Consider the following 15,384-nt stretch of genomic DNA (forward strand, 5'->3'; position numbering starts at 1 on the left):
CCTTCAGGGAGGAGGAAGACAGATGCGTCCGTCTCCGGTTCCGGTCTCAGCTCACTTCGCAGCGGTCGCAGCGGTGGTGGCTTTTTTCGCAGCGGTGGTCACGTCGGCGGTCGCTTTTTTCACGGCAGCCTGGGCTTCTTCCGAAACGTCCTTGCCAGCGGCAAGCATCAGCTCGACGGTTTCCATCTGAACTTTTTTGGCGATTTCAGCGAAAGCAGCCAGGTTTTCAGCGGCCATTTCAGCAGCAGCCGAAGCGAAATCGGTGGCAGCTTTGGTGTATTCGGTCGGCTCGGCCTTGGCTTTCGACGCATCTGCCAGCTTGGAGATAGTGTCTTTTGCCCATTTCGACGAGATCTCGGTCGATTTTTCAGCAGCTTCCAGAGCCACTTTCGACAGTTTCTCGCCCATGGCAGCCTGGGTCTTGAATGCGTTCTGGAACGCCGAAGCGTCAACCGGGAAGGACGCCATCATATCTTGCATGACTTTGGCAAAGTCGGGGGTCTTGGTCATTTCAATTCGCTCCATCTGACAGGCGACTGAGGTATCTATCCGCCCGTTTCCTATGAAGGGAATATAGATGCTGCAGTGCAGCAAATCAAGTGAAATTTCTGCGACGCAGCAAAACTCGAGGTTGAGCAAGCTGCGTCGCAGAAATTGTCACAACGGATCAAACGCTTGGCACGGCGGTCACATAAGTGCCCGGTGCAGGTGCCAGAACCGGATTGGTCGAATCACCCGGAACCCGCGCCGTCACCTGCTTGCCGGACCGCTCTGCCAGCCATTCGCCCCAGCGCGGCCACCAGCTTGCCTTGGTAAAGGTGGCCCCCGCCATCCACTCTTCCGGCGAGGTCATCGGGCCGTCATTGGTGTAATGGCCATACTTGCCTTTGGCCGGCGGATTGACGATGCCCGCAATGTGGCCGCTTTGCGAAACGATGAAGGTCTTGTTCTTGGACCCCATCTGCCGCACGCCGTTGAAGCTGCCCTTCCAGGCGGCGATATGATCGGTTTCGCAGGCAACGGCACAGACCGGCACCTTCAGATCGTTCAGGCTGACCGGCTCGCCAAACACGCGGAATTCGCCCTTGGCCAGCCCGTCGCCCTGACACAGGCCGCGCAGATATTCGACCGCCATCTTTGCAGGCAGGTTGGTGCCGTCGCCATTCCAATACAGCAGATCAAAGGCGGGCGGCGCCTCGCCCATCATGTAGCTTTTGATCGCGGGCTGATAGATCAGGTCGTTGGAGCGCAGAAAGCTGAAGGTGCGCGACATGAAGGATTTGTCGAGCACACCATCCACGGCGACCTGCCGTTCGATCCCGTCCACGAAATCATCATTCAGGAACACCCCCACTTCGCCCTGATCCGAAAAATCGGTCAGGGTGGTGAAGAAGGTCGCGGATTTCACCGACGTGTCACCCGCCTTCTGCAAATGTGCCAGCGTCAGCGACAGGGTGGTGCCCGCGATGCAATATCCCACGGCATTGATCTGCTTTTCGCCGGTGATGCGACGCACCTCGGCCATCGCCCGGATATACCCGTCGCGGATATAGTCATCCATGCCGACATCGGCATAGCTCGCATCCGGGTTGACCCAGCTGACCACGAACAGCGTGAAGCCCTGATCGACGATCCATTTGATCAGGCTGTTTTGCGGCTTCAGATCGAGGATGTAGAATTTGTTGATCCACGGCGGAAAGATCAGGATCGGCGTCTGATGCACGGTGGGTGTCGTCGGCATGTACTGGATCAGTTCCAGCATCTTGTTGCGATAGACCACAGCCCCCGGCGTGGTGGCGATGTTTTCGCCCACCCGGAACGCCTGTTTGTCGGCCAGCGTCACCATCAGGTCGCCCCGGTTCGCCTCGATGTCGCGCACCAGATTTTCCAGCCCCAGCACCAGGCTTTCGCCATCCGTTTCCACCGCGCGTTCCAGCGCATCGGGATTGGTGCCCAGAAAATTCGTCGGCGAAAACATGTCGACGATCTGGCGCGAAAAATACTCGACCCGCTTCTTGTCGCCGGGGTCCAGCGTCTCCAGACCGGACACCGCATCCGTGATCGCGGCCGAATTCAGCAGATACTGTTGCTTGAGGTAATTGAAGAAAGGATGGGTTTCCCAAAGCGGGTTTGCGAATCGCTTGTCAGAGGGGCCGGGATCCGGCGGGGCCTTCAATTCGCCCTTCGACAGGGCCTGCTGGGCCTCGACATAGTGCTTGAGGCTCTTGCCCCAGTAGCTGATCTGGTGTTCCAGAATTTTCGACGGGTTCTGCATCATTTCGGCCACATAGGCCGCCGCAGCCTTCAAATAAACGTCCTGAGAGGGGCCATGCAGGGCCGGATCGGCCGTTTTGCGCTGTGTTAGCGCCGCCGTCAGCCTTTTTGACAACTCCTCTACCTTGACCAGATTGGCATTCAGGCGGTCGAGACGCACATCCGAGTCCTTGGTCTCAGTTGTCATGTTAATAAATCCCCCCTACAATTTTCGCAGATGCAGCATTCCGCCTCCCCCTCCGAATGCCGGGCCGGGTGCGCAGCATGGCCACGGCCCCGACGGGCAAGGAGACGCAATGAAGTATATGGCGACTTATGACCTGATGGAAACTGCCCGCAATACAAATGAGTGGCTTGGTGCCACCGCGCGGGCAATGGCGTCTTATCCGGCTTTCGCCCTGTCGATGAATCCGCTGCTGCAAGTGACCGCAGCCTGGGGCGAAGTCACCGAACGCACGTTCGGACGCATGGTTGCAAAACCCGATTGGGGCATCCGTTCCATCGTCGGCCCCGATGGTCAGGACCATCTGGTGGATGTGGTCCCGGTGGTGCAGCGCCCCTTCGGCGATCTGGTGCAGTTTTCCGTCCGCCGTCGCGCACCGATGGCCCGCAAGATCATGGTCGTGGCACCGATGTCCGGCCATTATGCAACGCTGCTTCGCTCGACTGTGGCCAGCCTACTGCCCGATGCTGACGTTTATGTGACAGACTGGCACAACGCCCGCGACATCCCGGTCAGCGCTGGCAAATTCGATGTCGAGGATTACACGCTTTACCTCGTCGATTTCATGCGCGCCCTTGGCCCCGAGGTGAACGTGATCGCGGTGTGCCAGCCGGTGCCGCTGACGCTGGCCGCCACTGCCTATCTGGCGGGTGAGGATCCTTCGGCGCAGCCCCGCTCGCTCACCCTGATCGGTGGCCCGGTTGACCCGGACGCCGCTGATACCGAAGTCACCGATTTCGGCCGCCGCGTGACCATGGGCCAGCTGGAGCAATGGGCGATCCAGCGCGTCGGCTTCAAATACAAGGGCGCGGGGCGTCTGGTCTATCCGGGGCTGTTGCAGCTGCAAAGCTTCATCTCGATGAATGCGGAACGCCACAGCAAGGCCTTCTCGGATCAGATCATGCGCGTGGCGCGGGGCGAGGCCTCGGATCACGATGCGCATAACCGCTTTTACGACGAATACCTTGCCGTGATGGACATGACGGCAGAATTCTACCTGTCGACCGTCGAGCGCATCTTCAAGAACCGCGAGATTGCCCGCAACGAATTTGTGGTGGCGGGCAAGAAGGTTGATTTCGGCGCGATCACGCAGGTGGCGGTGAAGATCGTCGAAGGCGCGAATGACGATATCTCGGCCCCCGGCCAATGCCTTGCCGCGCTGGATCTGCTGACCAACCTGCCCGACAGCAAGAAGGCGGCTCATCTGGAGCCGGGTGCAGGCCATTACGGCATCTTTGCCGGGAAAAGCTGGCGCCTGAACATCCGTCCGCTGGTGTTGAACTTCATCGACGCCAATTCCGGTGCGCCGAAGAAAAGCGCAACGCCGATCAAGCTGGCAACGTCGCAAGCGTCAGCGTAACAGCATCGGGCCGCGCAGGAAGGTTTCCAGCGCGGCCGTCACCGCCTCTGGCTGCTCCAGCGGCAGCAGATGGCCAGCCCCCTCCTGCATGTGCAGCGTTGCAAAGGGCATCAGCCCCGCCACGAAGTCATGCCGACGCCGGGGCACCAGCGTATCCTGCATCCCGCCCATGATCAGCGCCGGCACATTGGCCCGGCGCATCGTCTTTTGCTGATCCGGGCGGCGCTGCATCGCCCGCGAGTGCGCCAGATACACGCCCTCGCCCAGATGATCGGCCATGCCGCGCAGGGTCGTTTCAATCTCGGCCCGGCGCGGCCCCATGTCGGCAGCGGGGTATTCCCCGGCCACGGCCTGAAACAGCCGCCCGCTGCGCGCCGCCACCATACGCGCCTCGCGGGCGGCGGCCACGGCGGGGGCCTCGGTCATCGGATCGGTAGACAGCAGCGCGATGCGCGTCACCCGGTCCATCGCCCGGCGCAGCAGATCCAGCGCCACATCGCCGCCAAGCCCCATGCCAATCAGCGCGAATTTCGGCGGGGCATGGGCCAGCAGCGCCGCTGACATCTCTTCGACGGTTGCGCCCTTGGGCTGGGCCAGCATCACCGGGCGGTGCAGCGACAGATGCAGGATCTGATGCGCAAACAGCCGTGCATCACAGCACAGCCCCGGAATGAGTATCACCGGCTCGTTCATCCTGCCCCCGCCTTCCGCCTGCCCTGCCCTGGGCCGGTCTTGATTGCGGGCAGCCTAGCCCGCCGCGCCGGATCATGCCAGCAAGCCCCGGCGCGCCACGCGCGGAGCGGGCCTTTTCGCCACAGCGGGGCGGGTCAGCCCGCCTGCCCGGTGCCCTCGGCCCGCGCCAGCACCTCTGCGATGCTGGCCGCGATCAGCGCCAGACAGTCCGGCGTCGAAAAGCGGTGATCGGCGTCCTTGACCAGCGTCAGTCGCAGATCCGGGCCAGTCGCATGATCGAGCAGGCGCAGCGCAACAGCGGGCGGCACATCCACATCCGCCGTGCCCTGCAACAGCCGCACCGGAAACGGCAAGGACAGCGGGCTGCGCAGGACCAGCTGTTGCCGCCCGTCGTCGATCAATCTGCGGGTGATGACATAGGGGCTGTCGGCGTAGTCAGAGGGCAAGGCGACCTGCCCCTGCGCCAGTTCCGCGCGCTGCGCATCGGTGAACTGCGCCCACATGCTGTCTTCGGTGAAATCCGGGGCCGCCGCGATGCCGACCAGCCCCGCCACCCGCGCAGGCAAGGCCCGCGCCACCAGCAGCGCGATCCAGCCGCCCATGGACGAGCCGACCAGAACCTGCGGCCCCTCGGTCAGCGCCGCAATCGCCGCGATGGCATCCGCCGCCCAATCCCCGATGGCCCCGTCCAGAAAATCCCCGGACGACTGGCCATGGCCCGAATAATCAAAGCGCAGAAAGGCCCGCCCCTGCGCCTCGGCCCAGTCTTGCAGATACAGCGCCTTGGTGCCGGTCATGTCGGATTTGAACCCGCCCAGAAACACCACGCCCGGCCCCTGCCCCGGCGTCCGGTGATAGGCAATGCGGCGGCCTTGCGGTGTTTCCATGTAGTCTGGCATCAGCGTCCCCCATTTTGCGCCTGTTCTAGCGCAGAGGCGGCGCTTTGTGCCAGCCCCGGTTGACTTTCACGCAAGCGCCGCGCAAAACGCCCTCGCATATAACCCGCAACCGGGCGTTCCGTGGGCGCCAAACTGACGAGGAGGACAGCCATGTCCCAGATTTCCCTCACCTTTCCCGATGGTTCGGCACGCAGCTATGCGGCGGGCATCACCCCTGCCGAAGTGGCATCCGCCATTTCCACCAGCCTTGCCAAGAAGGCGATCTCTGCCACGGTGAACGGCGCGCATTGGGATCTGCAATGGCCGATCCCCGCAGATGCGACGATTGCCATTCACACCATGGCCGATGACGCGCAGGCGCTGGAACTGATCCGCCATGACCTTGCACATATCATGGCGCGGGCCGTGCAAGAGATCTGGCCGGATGTGAAAGTGACCATCGGCCCGGTGCGCGACCATGGTTGGTTCTATGATTTCGACCGCAGCGAACCCTTCACCCCCGAAGATCTGGGCGCGATCGAAGCCAGGATGAAGCAGATCATCAACGCCCGTGACCCGGTGAAAACCGAAGTCTGGGATCGTGCCCGCGCCATCGCCTATTACGAAGAGCGCGGCGAGCCGTTCAAGGTGGAGCTGATCAACCGCATCCCCGAAGGCGAAGACCTGCGCATGTATTGGCATGGTGCCTGGCTGGACATGTGCCGCGGGCCGCATCTGCAACACACCGGGCAGGTGCCCGCCGATGCCTTCAAGCTGACGCATGTGGCCGGGGCCTATTGGCTGGGCGATGCCACCCGCCCGATGTTGCAGCGCATCTATGGCGTGGCCTTCAAGAACCGCGATGACCTCAAGGCGCATATGACCATGCTGGAAGAGGCCGCCAAGCGCGACCACCGCAAGCTGGGCCGCGAGATGGACCTGTTCCACCTGCAGGAAGAAGCGCCCGGCATGGTGTTCTGGCACCCGAATGGCTGGATGATCTACCGCACGCTGGAAGATTACATGCGCGGGCGGCTTCAGGCGGCGGATTACAAGGAAATCAAGACACCGCAGGTGGTTGACCGGGTGTTGTGGGAAAAGTCCGGCCATTGGGAGGCCTACCGCGAGAACATGTTCATCGTGGAGGTCGACGAGGATGGGGCCAAGGAAAAGCGCATCAACGCCCTGAAACCGATGAACTGCCCCTGCCATGTGCAGGTGTATAATCAGGGGCTGAAAAGCTACCGTGACCTGCCGCTGCGTCTGGCGGAATTCGGCTCGTGCCACCGCTATGAATCCTCGGGCTCCATGCACGGGCTGATGCGGGTGCGCGGCTTCACGCAGGACGATGCGCATATCTTCTGCACCGAGGATCAGATCGAGGCGGAATGCGCGGGCTTCATCGCGCTGCTGTCCAGCGTCTACAAGGATCTTGGCTTCGAGAAGTTCGACATCAAGCTATCCACCCGCCCTGACGTGCGGGTCGGATCGGACGAGGTGTGGGACAAGGCCGAAACCGCGCTGCAAAAGGCCATCGAAGGTCTGGGCCTGCCCTATGAGATCAACGAAGGCGACGGCGCCTTTTATGGCCCCAAGCTGGATTTCAAGCTGACCGACGCGATTGGCCGCGAATGGCAATGCGGCACCTTCCAGGCCGATTTCAACCTGCCGGTCCGGCTGGATGCAGAATATGTCGGTGAGGATGGCATGAAGCACCGCCCCGTCATGCTGCACCGCGCCGTGCTGGGCTCGTTTGAACGCTTTATCGGCATCCTGATCGAAAACTACGCAGGCAAGCTGCCGTTCTGGCTTGCGCCGCGTCAGGTGGTCGTCGCCTCCATCGTGTCGGATGCGGATGGCTATGTGCAGGAGGTTGTGTCGGACCTGCGCAAGATCGGCGTGCGGGCCGAGGCGGATGTGCGCAACGAGAAGATCAATTACAAGGTCCGCGAACATTCGGTCGGCAAGGTGCCGGTGATCCTCGCCATCGGCATGAAAGAGGTCGAAGAGCGCACGGTTTCGGTGCGCCGGCTGGGCGAAAACCGCACCGAAACGGCCACTCTGGACGCCATTCTGGCACAGCTTTCGGCCGAAGCGCGGATGCCCGACGGGCAATAAATCCAGAAGTTCCTTGCGAAAACAATTGGTTGAACAGGCGCCCCCTGTTCAACCAATTTTCTTGCTTTTTGCAAAAGCCATGGCATGATTTTCGATGTGACAACAGACTTTCGACCGCCTCCTGTTCCCAGGCAGCCGGACTAAATGGAAGACCCTGGCTGCACGGCCCGTGGCAATCGCGCCACGGGAGGACTGATGAAGGAGTGGCGGAATGCCGACGGGCACCGTGAAGTGGTTTAATGCGACCAAAGGCTTTGGCTTCATTGCGCCGGATGACGGCGGCAAGGATGTCTTCGTGCATATCTCGGCGGTGGAACGCGCCGGGCTCAAAGGGCTGAATGACAATCAGAAAATCGGCTACGAACTGCAATCGGGCCGCGACGGTCGCGCCTCGGCCAGCGATCTGCGGCTTCTGTAACGCCGTCCATCCGGCAAGAACGGCCCCTTCGGGGGCCGTTTTTCATGGCGGTAGGGCTCAGGCCAGCACCGCCGCCTGCGTCGCCTCGTCCCACCCAAGGAAAAAGCGCCCCTCCGCCTCGATCACCGGGCGTTTCATCACCGTGGGCTGCGCCGCGATCTGATCCTCGGTATCCGAGGCTTTCAGAAAATCATTGAAGGCGCGGTAGGTGGTGGATTGTTTGTTGATCAGGCGATCCCCGAATTCGCCCACCAGCCGGGCAATCTCGGCCTCGCTCAGCGGGGTCTTGCGCACGTCACGGAAAGTAACGGGTTTTCCAGCCGCCTCAAGCGCCTTCAGCGCCTTCTTGCAGGTGTCACAGGTGGGAATACCATAGAGGATCATCAGCTTGCCTTTCATGTCCGCGCGCGCAGGATAGCTGCCTCAGCCGTCAAGGCCAAGCGCGCGCGTGGCGGCAACTCCGGCCCAGGCGGCCACAGCCGTCAGGCAGGTGCCCCAGATCACATCGGTGGCCACCATCGACCAATGCCAGTTGCGCATCACGGCATAGCTGGTGAATTCATAGGTGCCATAGGCCATGAAACCGATGACCGCCGCAGGCAGCAGCAGCGGCCCGCCCCGTAGCGCAGGCCACGACACCAGATAAACCAGCCCGGCGATATAGGCCGCATAGAACAGCACCGCAGGCGCCAGCCGGATCCCCTCCAGCAAGGCCCCGCCAAGGTGACGCTGGAACAGCGGCTGCATGACAAAGCGCAGCATCAGCGCATCCAGCGCCAGAAAGGTGATTGCGGTGATGATGTAGAGGCTGAGAATGGGCATGGCGGCTCCTTTTACCACAGATAGGACGCAACACACCTTCGGGAAGGGCAGAACAGTTCTGAGAGGCGAGAGGGGGGGCGCGGGCAAAGCGCCCAAACCGGCCAAAGGCACCAAAATCCGTGTAAAGATCAGAGGAAGGAAAAAGGGGCAGATCAAACCTGCCCCTCTTTCAACTGAAAACCTCACTCCCGCATATGGCCAGAAACTGCAAAATCGGAAGGATTGATGGTCACTTGCATTTCGCCAAATCTAGGGACTTGGGAACGATTCTGCTTCGTGCCCGGTTATGGCTCAACCAATCGCCGTCGCCCCCGAACTGAAAGCAGAAAACTTCACCCGTTTGTCTATTCTTGATAGTTACCCATTCAGGCAACCATCCAGGCTTACGCCCTTCTGGAATGAACTGAAGCTCCAAGCTCACAACATCGCCCGACAGAACTTCCGAGAAATACTCTTCCGTCTTTAGCCCTCGTTCAAGACGTTTATCACTCTCGCCAGCCCCACCCGAGACCATCACCCGATCAGATCGGCCGTCAAAGTTGTTGATAATGAGAGTAAGGCTGCCATCCGTACCGGCGTCTTGCTTTGCTGAGGTCTTAATGACCACATCAATATCTGCCCTTACCGGCGGCAAGTTCAACCAGTATGTAAAAAGCGCCACAATCACACCAGATACAAGCCCGATTGCGACGCCCTCAACGATTTTGAGCTTCAAAATTTCACGCACCATTTTACCCTATAAGTTAATATACGATGGCACTATCGCCAAATCCCTTCAAACTCCCGCCATTCGCCCTTGCTCATGCCGGATTGCTCCTGCGTCACCACTTCCCCGGCCAGACGGCGCTTCAGCACGTCGATTGCCTTTGCGCTCAGCGTCACGCCGCCCATGCGGTAATCCTCGAAGGCGCCAAAGGCGATGGGCAGCCAGTCGGCCACGACCTTGGCGATAGCTTCGGCATAGACGCGGATTTCGTATTGGGCGTGGGGGTCGGCGCGCAGGCGCAGGAAGTGGAACAGGTTGTGCAGATCCACCTTCCAATACCATTGGGTATAGATATTGGCGGGCAGGTTCATCCGCGCCAATTCGCGGGCAAGGCCCTGCTGGCCATCCTGGCTCAGCATCGCTTCGTAATTGTCATAGCTGCGGCTGGCGTCGGATTTCAGCATTTCCAGCACGCGGGCGGCCTCGGCGCCTTCCAGAACGGCCCCCCGCCCCTGATTGTTCACCGTCGATTGCGCGGCCAGATGTTCGGGCTGCGGAATATAGAATTCGCGGTCCATGATCGAATAACGCGCAGAGTATTCGTTCACATTGGCGGTGCGGTGGCGGATCCACTGGCGGGCCACGAAGATCGGCAATTTTACGTGCAGCTTGATTTCGCACATCTCGAACGGGGTCGAGTGCCAATGGCGCATCAGATAGCGGATCAGGCCTTCATCGTTCTGAACATGTTTGGTGCCGGCACCATAGCTGACCCGGGCGGCCTGCACGATGGCGGCATCATCGCCCATATAGTCGATCACCCGGATAAAGCCGTGATCCAGCACCTCATGCGCGCGATAGAGATGTGCCTCCATGCCTTCGGACACGGCGCGCAGCGTCGGGCGCGGGGTGGCCCGCAGGGCTTCGATCTCGGCTTTCTGGTCGGGGGTAAGCGGCATGGCGTCATCCTTATGAGTCGGGGCGACTATATCTTGCGGCGCGCGCCCATGCACCTGCGAGATGCAGGGCGATGCCCGGCGGGGCGCGGCATCGGGGCCACGCAGCCGCAGATTAACCGGCAATCCGTTGACTTGTGGGGCCAGAGCGCGGACACTTGCCCGCAACAAAAAAGCAAAATTGCGGGCAGTCTCATGGATTTCAGGTTGGCAATGACGGCAGCGCTGCTGCTTGCGGCATGCAGCGGCAACCCCTTTGTCGAAGGCGAGGGGGATGGTGGCGGCGGCGGTGGCGAGGGTGAAACGATCACCGTGCCGGAAAATCTCGCGGTCAATGTCAAGGGCGCGGCCTATGACGCCGACAAAGAGGTGTTGCAGCTCGCCCTGTCGGGGATCGACACCACGCCGGTTCTGGCCACCTATCAGCGCTATAAGAAACTGGATGTGCCCGGCTACAAGGCCTTCAAGGCGCAGGAAGATCCGCTGGACCGGATGTTCGTGGCCCTGGCCGCCGAAAGCAAGGATGGCTCGGTGCGCGCGGTGACGGCGGCGGATGGCGGGCAGTTCACCGTTGCATTTGGTGGCGGCCATTACGAGCGGGACGGCAAGTTTGACCGCCCGACCATCGGCAAGGGGCCGGGCGCAGGCCAGGTGACCTATGCCGGACGGTATGGTGGTGTGACGAACATCGACGCGCCCGGCAACCCGGACATTCTTCCCGTGCCCGACGGCACCGATCCGGTCCTGCTGCCAAGCCAGCCCAGCCGGGTGAAGGGCGATGCCTTCCTCAACGTGAACTTCGCCGACAATCTGGTGAACGGGGTGATCTACAACCGGGTTCTGGTCGATCACAAGATGTCGCTGGACGACGTGATCCTTGTGCCCACCAGCATTGCCGAGGACGGCACCTTTGCCGGAAACGTATCCGAGGATATCCGCAACGAGGATACCACCACGGTCAGCGGCAGCTATGGCGGCATCTTCGGCGGCAAGGATTCGGCGGCGGTTGCGGGTCTTGTCCATCTCGACAGCTTTGATGACAACGTCGATCTTGAAGAAGAGCATGGCGTCTTTGTGCTGACGCAATGCGGCAAACCGGGTGATGCCAAGATCTGCGATGGCGTGGCACCGAACTGACGCAGGCGGTGGCGCGATGCGGCATCGCCTGAGCGGCGGCTGGCGGGCGGGGCTGTTCAGCCTCGCCGTCGCCTTGTGCCTGTATACGCCGCTGCGCGCCGAACAGGGCGTTGCGATCCCGGTGGATCAGGCCCGTGCGGCGGCGGTTCTGGCCTGGCAGCACGGCGATCTGGAAACGGCACAGGCGCTGACCACGCGCCTGCTCGCCGCCGATGCGCAGGATCCGCTGGCCCATCATCTGACGGCGCTGATGGCGCTGGCAGAGGGCGATCTTGGCACCGCGCAACAGGCGGCACGCCGGGCCTATGGCGCGGCGCGCAGCGATCTGCAACGGCGCAATGCCGCTCTGGTGGCTGCCAATATCGCGGCCCGGCAGGAACGCGGCGTGGCGCTGCGCTATTGGTTGCGGCAGGCGACCGAGGCCGCAACCACCCCCGAAGACCGGCAGAGCGGCCAGCGCGCCTTGGCCCAACTGCGCCAGATCAGCCCGTGGACGGCGACCCTGCGCTTTTCAGCCAGCCCCTCGAACAACGTCAACGGTGGCGCAGACAGCCCGTTCAACGAAATTGATGGCGTGCCGGGTTTTGGCACGCTGGACGGCGATCTGCAGGCGCTGTCGGGCTTTGTCGCCGTCGCCAATGCCGATCTGAGCTATCGGCTCCGGCAAAGCGCGCAATCGGAAACGCGGCTGACCGCCGGGCTGTATCTGAAACGGGTCAAGCTGAGCGATGCGGCAGAGCGGCAGGCCGTCACCCTGTCCGGCAGTGATCTGGCGTCAAACGCGCTGGATCTGGGCCTGTCTCATGCAATGCGCCCCGCAGGATTGCCCGGCACGCTTGATGTCGATCTGGGCTTTGGTCTGGGCGAGGATGGCGACAGCGGCACCCGCACGACGCGGATCGGCCTGCGCCACAGCCTGCCGGTCAGCGATGCCACCGAACTCAGCTTCGGCATGGGCTGGGACATGGAGGAGGAAACCATCGCGCGGGGCCGCACGCAGCGGATGCCGCAGATCAATCTGTCGGCCAGCCATCTGCGGGCCAACGGGGATCGCATCGGGGCCTCCGCCTCGGCCTACAAGGTGGACAGCGTGAATGGCCAGCAACGGCGCAGCGGCGGCATGTTGCGCGCCAGCTATGCCCTCGGCGCGCCGGTCGGGCCGTTCCGGCTGAGCGGCAGTCTGGGCGGCAGTCTCGCCCATTACGAGGATTACATGGTCGGCCTGATACAGCCCCCCGGCGGGCGACGCGACCAGACCTTGTTCGGAGAGGTCAACCTGATGATGCCAGAGGTCAGTTGGGCCGGTTTCGCGCCGCAGATGACGGTGCGCGCCAGCCGGACGGATTCGAATATCTCGGCCTTTGACAGCACGCAGGTCGGCATCGTCTTTGGCCTGAAATCCCTGTTCTGAGCCGCAGCCCCCCTCGCCTTTCCCCCACCACTGCCTATGTTGGAGGGAACCGCGAAGGAGACTGCAATGACGATCCGTTATCTTCACACCATGGTCCGCGTGCTGGATCTTGAAAAATCCATGGCCTTCTACCGCCTGCTCGGGCTGGAAGAGACCCGGCGCCATGACAGTGAAAAGGGCCGGTTCTCGCTGGTGTTCATGGCCCCGCCCGGCCAGCCTGAGTGCCCGGTGGAGCTGACATGGAACTGGGATGGCGACAGCGGCCTGCCCAGCGACAGCCGCCATTTCGGCCATCTGGCCTATGCGGTGGATGACATCTACGCCACCTGCGCCGCCTTGCAGGCACAAGGCGTGGTGATCAACCGCCCACCGCGCGATGGCCACATGGCCTTTGTGCGCAGCCCCGACAATGTGTCGGTGGAGTTGTTGCAGGCAGGCGAGGCCCTGCCCCCGGCAGAGCCCTGGGCCTCGATGCCCAATACCGGCCATTGGTAAGCCGATGGGCCGGAGGCGAGCCCCGTCCTCTGGCCCGCGCTGCCGAATGGCGCATTTCATCCCCCGCACATGGATCGTGTGCTTGCGTCTGCGCGCAGGCTGCGGCATCCCGAAGGAATGATTGAAAGAGCTTTCCTGAATGTCGAGGCCTCGCTGACCGGGCGGCGCTGGGTGGGGCCGGGCCTCGAAGCAGAACGCCTGTCCGAGGCGATGGCGCAGATGACGCGCCTGCCGCTGGCGCTGTGTCATACGCTGGTCAAGCGCGGCGTCGCCCCGGCCGAGGCGCAGGCCTATCTCGCGCCCGCGCTGCGCGATCTGCTGCCCGATCCGATGGGGCTGCGCGACATGGGTCCGGCGGCTGACAGGTTTCTGGCGGCGGTCAAACGCCGCGAACGTATCGCGGTCTTTGCCGATTACGACGTGGATGGCGGCGCCTCGGCGGCCCTGCTGCTGATCTGGCTGCGCGCGATGGGGCGGCAGGCCACGCTCTATATCCCCGACCGCATCGACGAGGGCTATGGCCCCAATGTGCCCGCCATGCAGGCGCTGGCCGCAGCGCATGACCTGATTATCTGCGTCGATTGCGGCACCCTGAGCCATGAGCCGATCGCCGCCGCAAAGGGCGCTGATGTGGTGGTGCTGGATCACCATCTGGGCGGCGAAACCCTGCCTGACGCGCTGGCGGTGGTGAACCCGAACCGGCAGGACGAGGATGGATCTCTGGCGCATCTCTGTGCCGCATCGGTGGTGTTTCTGATGCTGGTCGAGGCCAACCGCCGCCTGCGGGCCGAGGGCGTGGCCGGGCCGGATCTGATGGCGCTGCTCGATCTCGTGGCGCTGGCCACCGTGGCCGATGTTGCTCCCCTGCTCGGGGTCAACCGCGCTTTCGTGCGGCAGGGGCTGAAGGTGATGGCGCGGCGCGAGCGGATCGGCCTGCGCGCGCTGGCCGATGTGGCGCGCATGGACAGCGCCCCCACCCCCTATGCGCTGGGATTCCTGCTGGGGCCACGCGTCAATGCCGGCGGGCGGATCGGACAGGCCGATCTGGGCGCGCGGCTGCTGGCCACCGAGGATGCCGCGGAGGCGGCAGCCCTGGCGGAACGGCTGGACCAGCTGAACACCGAACGCCGCGACATCGAGGCCGCCGTGCGCGCCGCAGCCCTTGCGCAGGCCGAAGCGCGCGGGTTGGACGGGCCGCTGGTCTGGGCTGCCGGGGAAGGCTGGCATCCGGGTGTGGTCGGCATTGTCGCCGCGCGGCTGAAAGAGGCGACCCATCGCCCGGCTGTGGTGATCGGGCTGGAGGGCGGCATCGGCAAAGGCTCTGCCCGCTCGGTCAGCGGTGTGGATCTCGGCGCGGCGGTGCAGCGGGTGGCGGCAGAAGGGCTGCTGCTGAAAGGCGGCGGGCACAAGATGGCCGCTGGCCTGACCGTGGCCGAAGATCAGCTGGAGGCGGCCATGGCCCGGCTGGGCGAATTGCTGGCCAAACAGGGAGCGGGCCTTGGCGGGCCGGGTGATCTGCGGCTGGATGGCCTGCTGTCGCCAGCGGCGGCCACGCTGGCGCTGGTGGAGCAACTGGAAGAGGCCGGCCCCTTCGGCGCCGCCTCGCCCGCGCCGCGCTTTGCCTTTGCCGATCAAGCTGCGCAGGGGCGGCGGATCGGCGAAAACCATCTGCGGATCAGCTTTGGCGACGGCATGGGGGCCAAGCTGGAGGCGGTGGCCTTTGGTGCCTTCGACGGACCACTCGGCCCGGCGCTGGAGACTCCGGGCCATCAGCGCTTCCATCTGGCGGGCAGGCTGGAGCTGAACACCTATGGCGGCCGCACCAAGGTACAGCTGCGGCTGGAAGATGCGGCACGCGCATGAAAGATTTGTGCATTTTTCCTCTTGCGCATC

The 15,384-nt window shown here is 63.0% G+C and carries 15 protein-coding genes; 7 read left to right on the forward strand and 8 right to left on the reverse strand.

All coding sequences use genetic code 11. From position 1 onward, the window contains the following. Positions 1 to 51: 51 nt before the first annotated feature. A complete protein-coding gene (locus KM031_RS04170) occupies positions 52 to 510 on the reverse strand; it encodes a Phasin (protein WP_215503300.1) in 459 nt (152 codons plus the stop codon). Positions 511 to 667: 157 nt separating this feature from the next. Further along, positions 668 to 2,461 carry a class I poly(R)-hydroxyalkanoic acid synthase gene (gene phaC / locus KM031_RS04175; RefSeq protein WP_215503301.1) on the reverse strand — a complete coding sequence of 598 codons (1,794 nt, stop codon included), beginning with the start codon at positions 2,459 to 2,461 and terminating at the stop codon, positions 668 to 670. 109 nt (positions 2,462 to 2,570) lie between these two features. Between phaC and phaZ the strand changes: the two genes are divergently transcribed. Beyond that, positions 2,571 to 3,857: a polyhydroxyalkanoate depolymerase gene (gene phaZ / locus KM031_RS04180; RefSeq protein ID WP_215503302.1), complete on the forward strand. Its 1,287-nt coding sequence runs from the start codon at positions 2,571 to 2,573 to the stop codon at positions 3,855 to 3,857. Here phaZ and KM031_RS04185 read toward each other — a convergent pair. Both KM031_RS04185 and KM031_RS04190 read right to left on the reverse strand, forming a co-directional pair. Further along, positions 3,849 to 4,550, reverse strand: coding sequence for an alpha/beta fold hydrolase (locus tag KM031_RS04185; protein WP_215503303.1), 702 nt, complete (start codon positions 4,548 to 4,550; stop codon positions 3,849 to 3,851). The genes phaZ and KM031_RS04185 overlap by 9 nt on opposite strands. Positions 4,551 to 4,684: 134 nt before the next feature. Then, positions 4,685 to 5,449 carry an alpha/beta hydrolase gene (locus KM031_RS04190; protein ID WP_215503304.1) on the reverse strand — a complete coding sequence of 255 codons (765 nt, stop codon included), beginning with the start codon at positions 5,447 to 5,449 and terminating at the stop codon, positions 4,685 to 4,687. Positions 5,450 to 5,599: 150 nt separating this feature from the next. Here KM031_RS04190 and thrS point away from each other — a divergent pair, with 150 nt between their 5' ends. Together thrS and KM031_RS04200 are read left to right on the forward strand one after the other, a co-directional pair. Beyond that, the gene (gene thrS / locus KM031_RS04195) at positions 5,600 to 7,546 is read left to right on the forward strand and encodes a threonine--tRNA ligase (RefSeq protein WP_215503305.1); all 1,947 of its coding nucleotides are present in this window, start codon (positions 5,600 to 5,602) and stop codon (positions 7,544 to 7,546) included. 211 nt (positions 7,547 to 7,757) lie between these two features. Then, on the forward strand, positions 7,758 to 7,964 hold the full coding sequence (locus tag KM031_RS04200) for a cold-shock protein (protein WP_091300087.1): 207 nt from the start codon (positions 7,758 to 7,760) through the stop codon (positions 7,962 to 7,964). Between the two features lie 57 nt (positions 7,965 to 8,021). Here KM031_RS04200 and KM031_RS04205 read toward each other — a convergent pair whose 3' ends face one another. The 4 genes from KM031_RS04205 to thyX form a co-directional block, all read right to left on the reverse strand. Next, on the reverse strand, positions 8,022 to 8,348 hold the full coding sequence (locus KM031_RS04205; RefSeq protein WP_215503929.1) for an arsenate reductase family protein: 327 nt from the start codon (positions 8,346 to 8,348) through the stop codon (positions 8,022 to 8,024). A gap of 39 nt (positions 8,349 to 8,387) precedes the next feature. Further along, positions 8,388 to 8,786 carry a DUF2177 family protein gene (locus KM031_RS04210; protein WP_215503306.1) on the reverse strand — a complete coding sequence of 133 codons (399 nt, stop codon included), beginning with the start codon at positions 8,784 to 8,786 and terminating at the stop codon, positions 8,388 to 8,390. Between the two features lie 229 nt (positions 8,787 to 9,015). Next, entirely contained in the window at positions 9,016 to 9,513 is a 498-nt protein-coding gene (locus tag KM031_RS04215; RefSeq protein ID WP_215503307.1) for a PLAT/LH2 domain-containing protein, read from the reverse strand. Between the two features lie 32 nt (positions 9,514 to 9,545). Then, the gene (thyX, locus tag KM031_RS04220) at positions 9,546 to 10,451 is read right to left on the reverse strand and encodes an FAD-dependent thymidylate synthase (protein WP_215503308.1); all 906 of its coding nucleotides are present in this window, start codon (positions 10,449 to 10,451) and stop codon (positions 9,546 to 9,548) included. 192 nt (positions 10,452 to 10,643) lie between these two features. Between thyX and KM031_RS04225 the strand changes: the two genes are divergently transcribed. The 4 genes from KM031_RS04225 to recJ all read left to right on the forward strand — a co-directional run bounded on the left by KM031_RS04225 (position 10,644) and on the right by recJ (position 15,354). Then, positions 10,644 to 11,585: a thymidylate synthase gene (locus tag KM031_RS04225; RefSeq protein ID WP_215503309.1), complete on the forward strand. Its 942-nt coding sequence runs from the start codon at positions 10,644 to 10,646 to the stop codon at positions 11,583 to 11,585. 16 nt (positions 11,586 to 11,601) lie between these two features. After that, entirely contained in the window at positions 11,602 to 12,996 is a 1,395-nt protein-coding gene (locus KM031_RS04230) for a hypothetical protein (protein ID WP_215503310.1), read from the forward strand. 66 nt (positions 12,997 to 13,062) lie between these two features. Next, a complete protein-coding gene (locus KM031_RS04235) occupies positions 13,063 to 13,491 on the forward strand; it encodes a VOC family protein (RefSeq protein ID WP_215503311.1) in 429 nt (142 codons plus the stop codon). 117 nt (positions 13,492 to 13,608) lie between these two features. Next, entirely contained in the window at positions 13,609 to 15,354 is a 1,746-nt protein-coding gene (recJ, locus tag KM031_RS04240) for a single-stranded-DNA-specific exonuclease RecJ (RefSeq protein ID WP_215503312.1), read from the forward strand. The last annotated feature ends 30 nt before the right edge of the window (positions 15,355 to 15,384 follow it).

The organism is Gemmobacter fulvus, from assembly GCF_018798885.1.
GTDB lineage: Bacteria > Pseudomonadota > Alphaproteobacteria > Rhodobacterales > Rhodobacteraceae > Gemmobacter > Gemmobacter fulvus.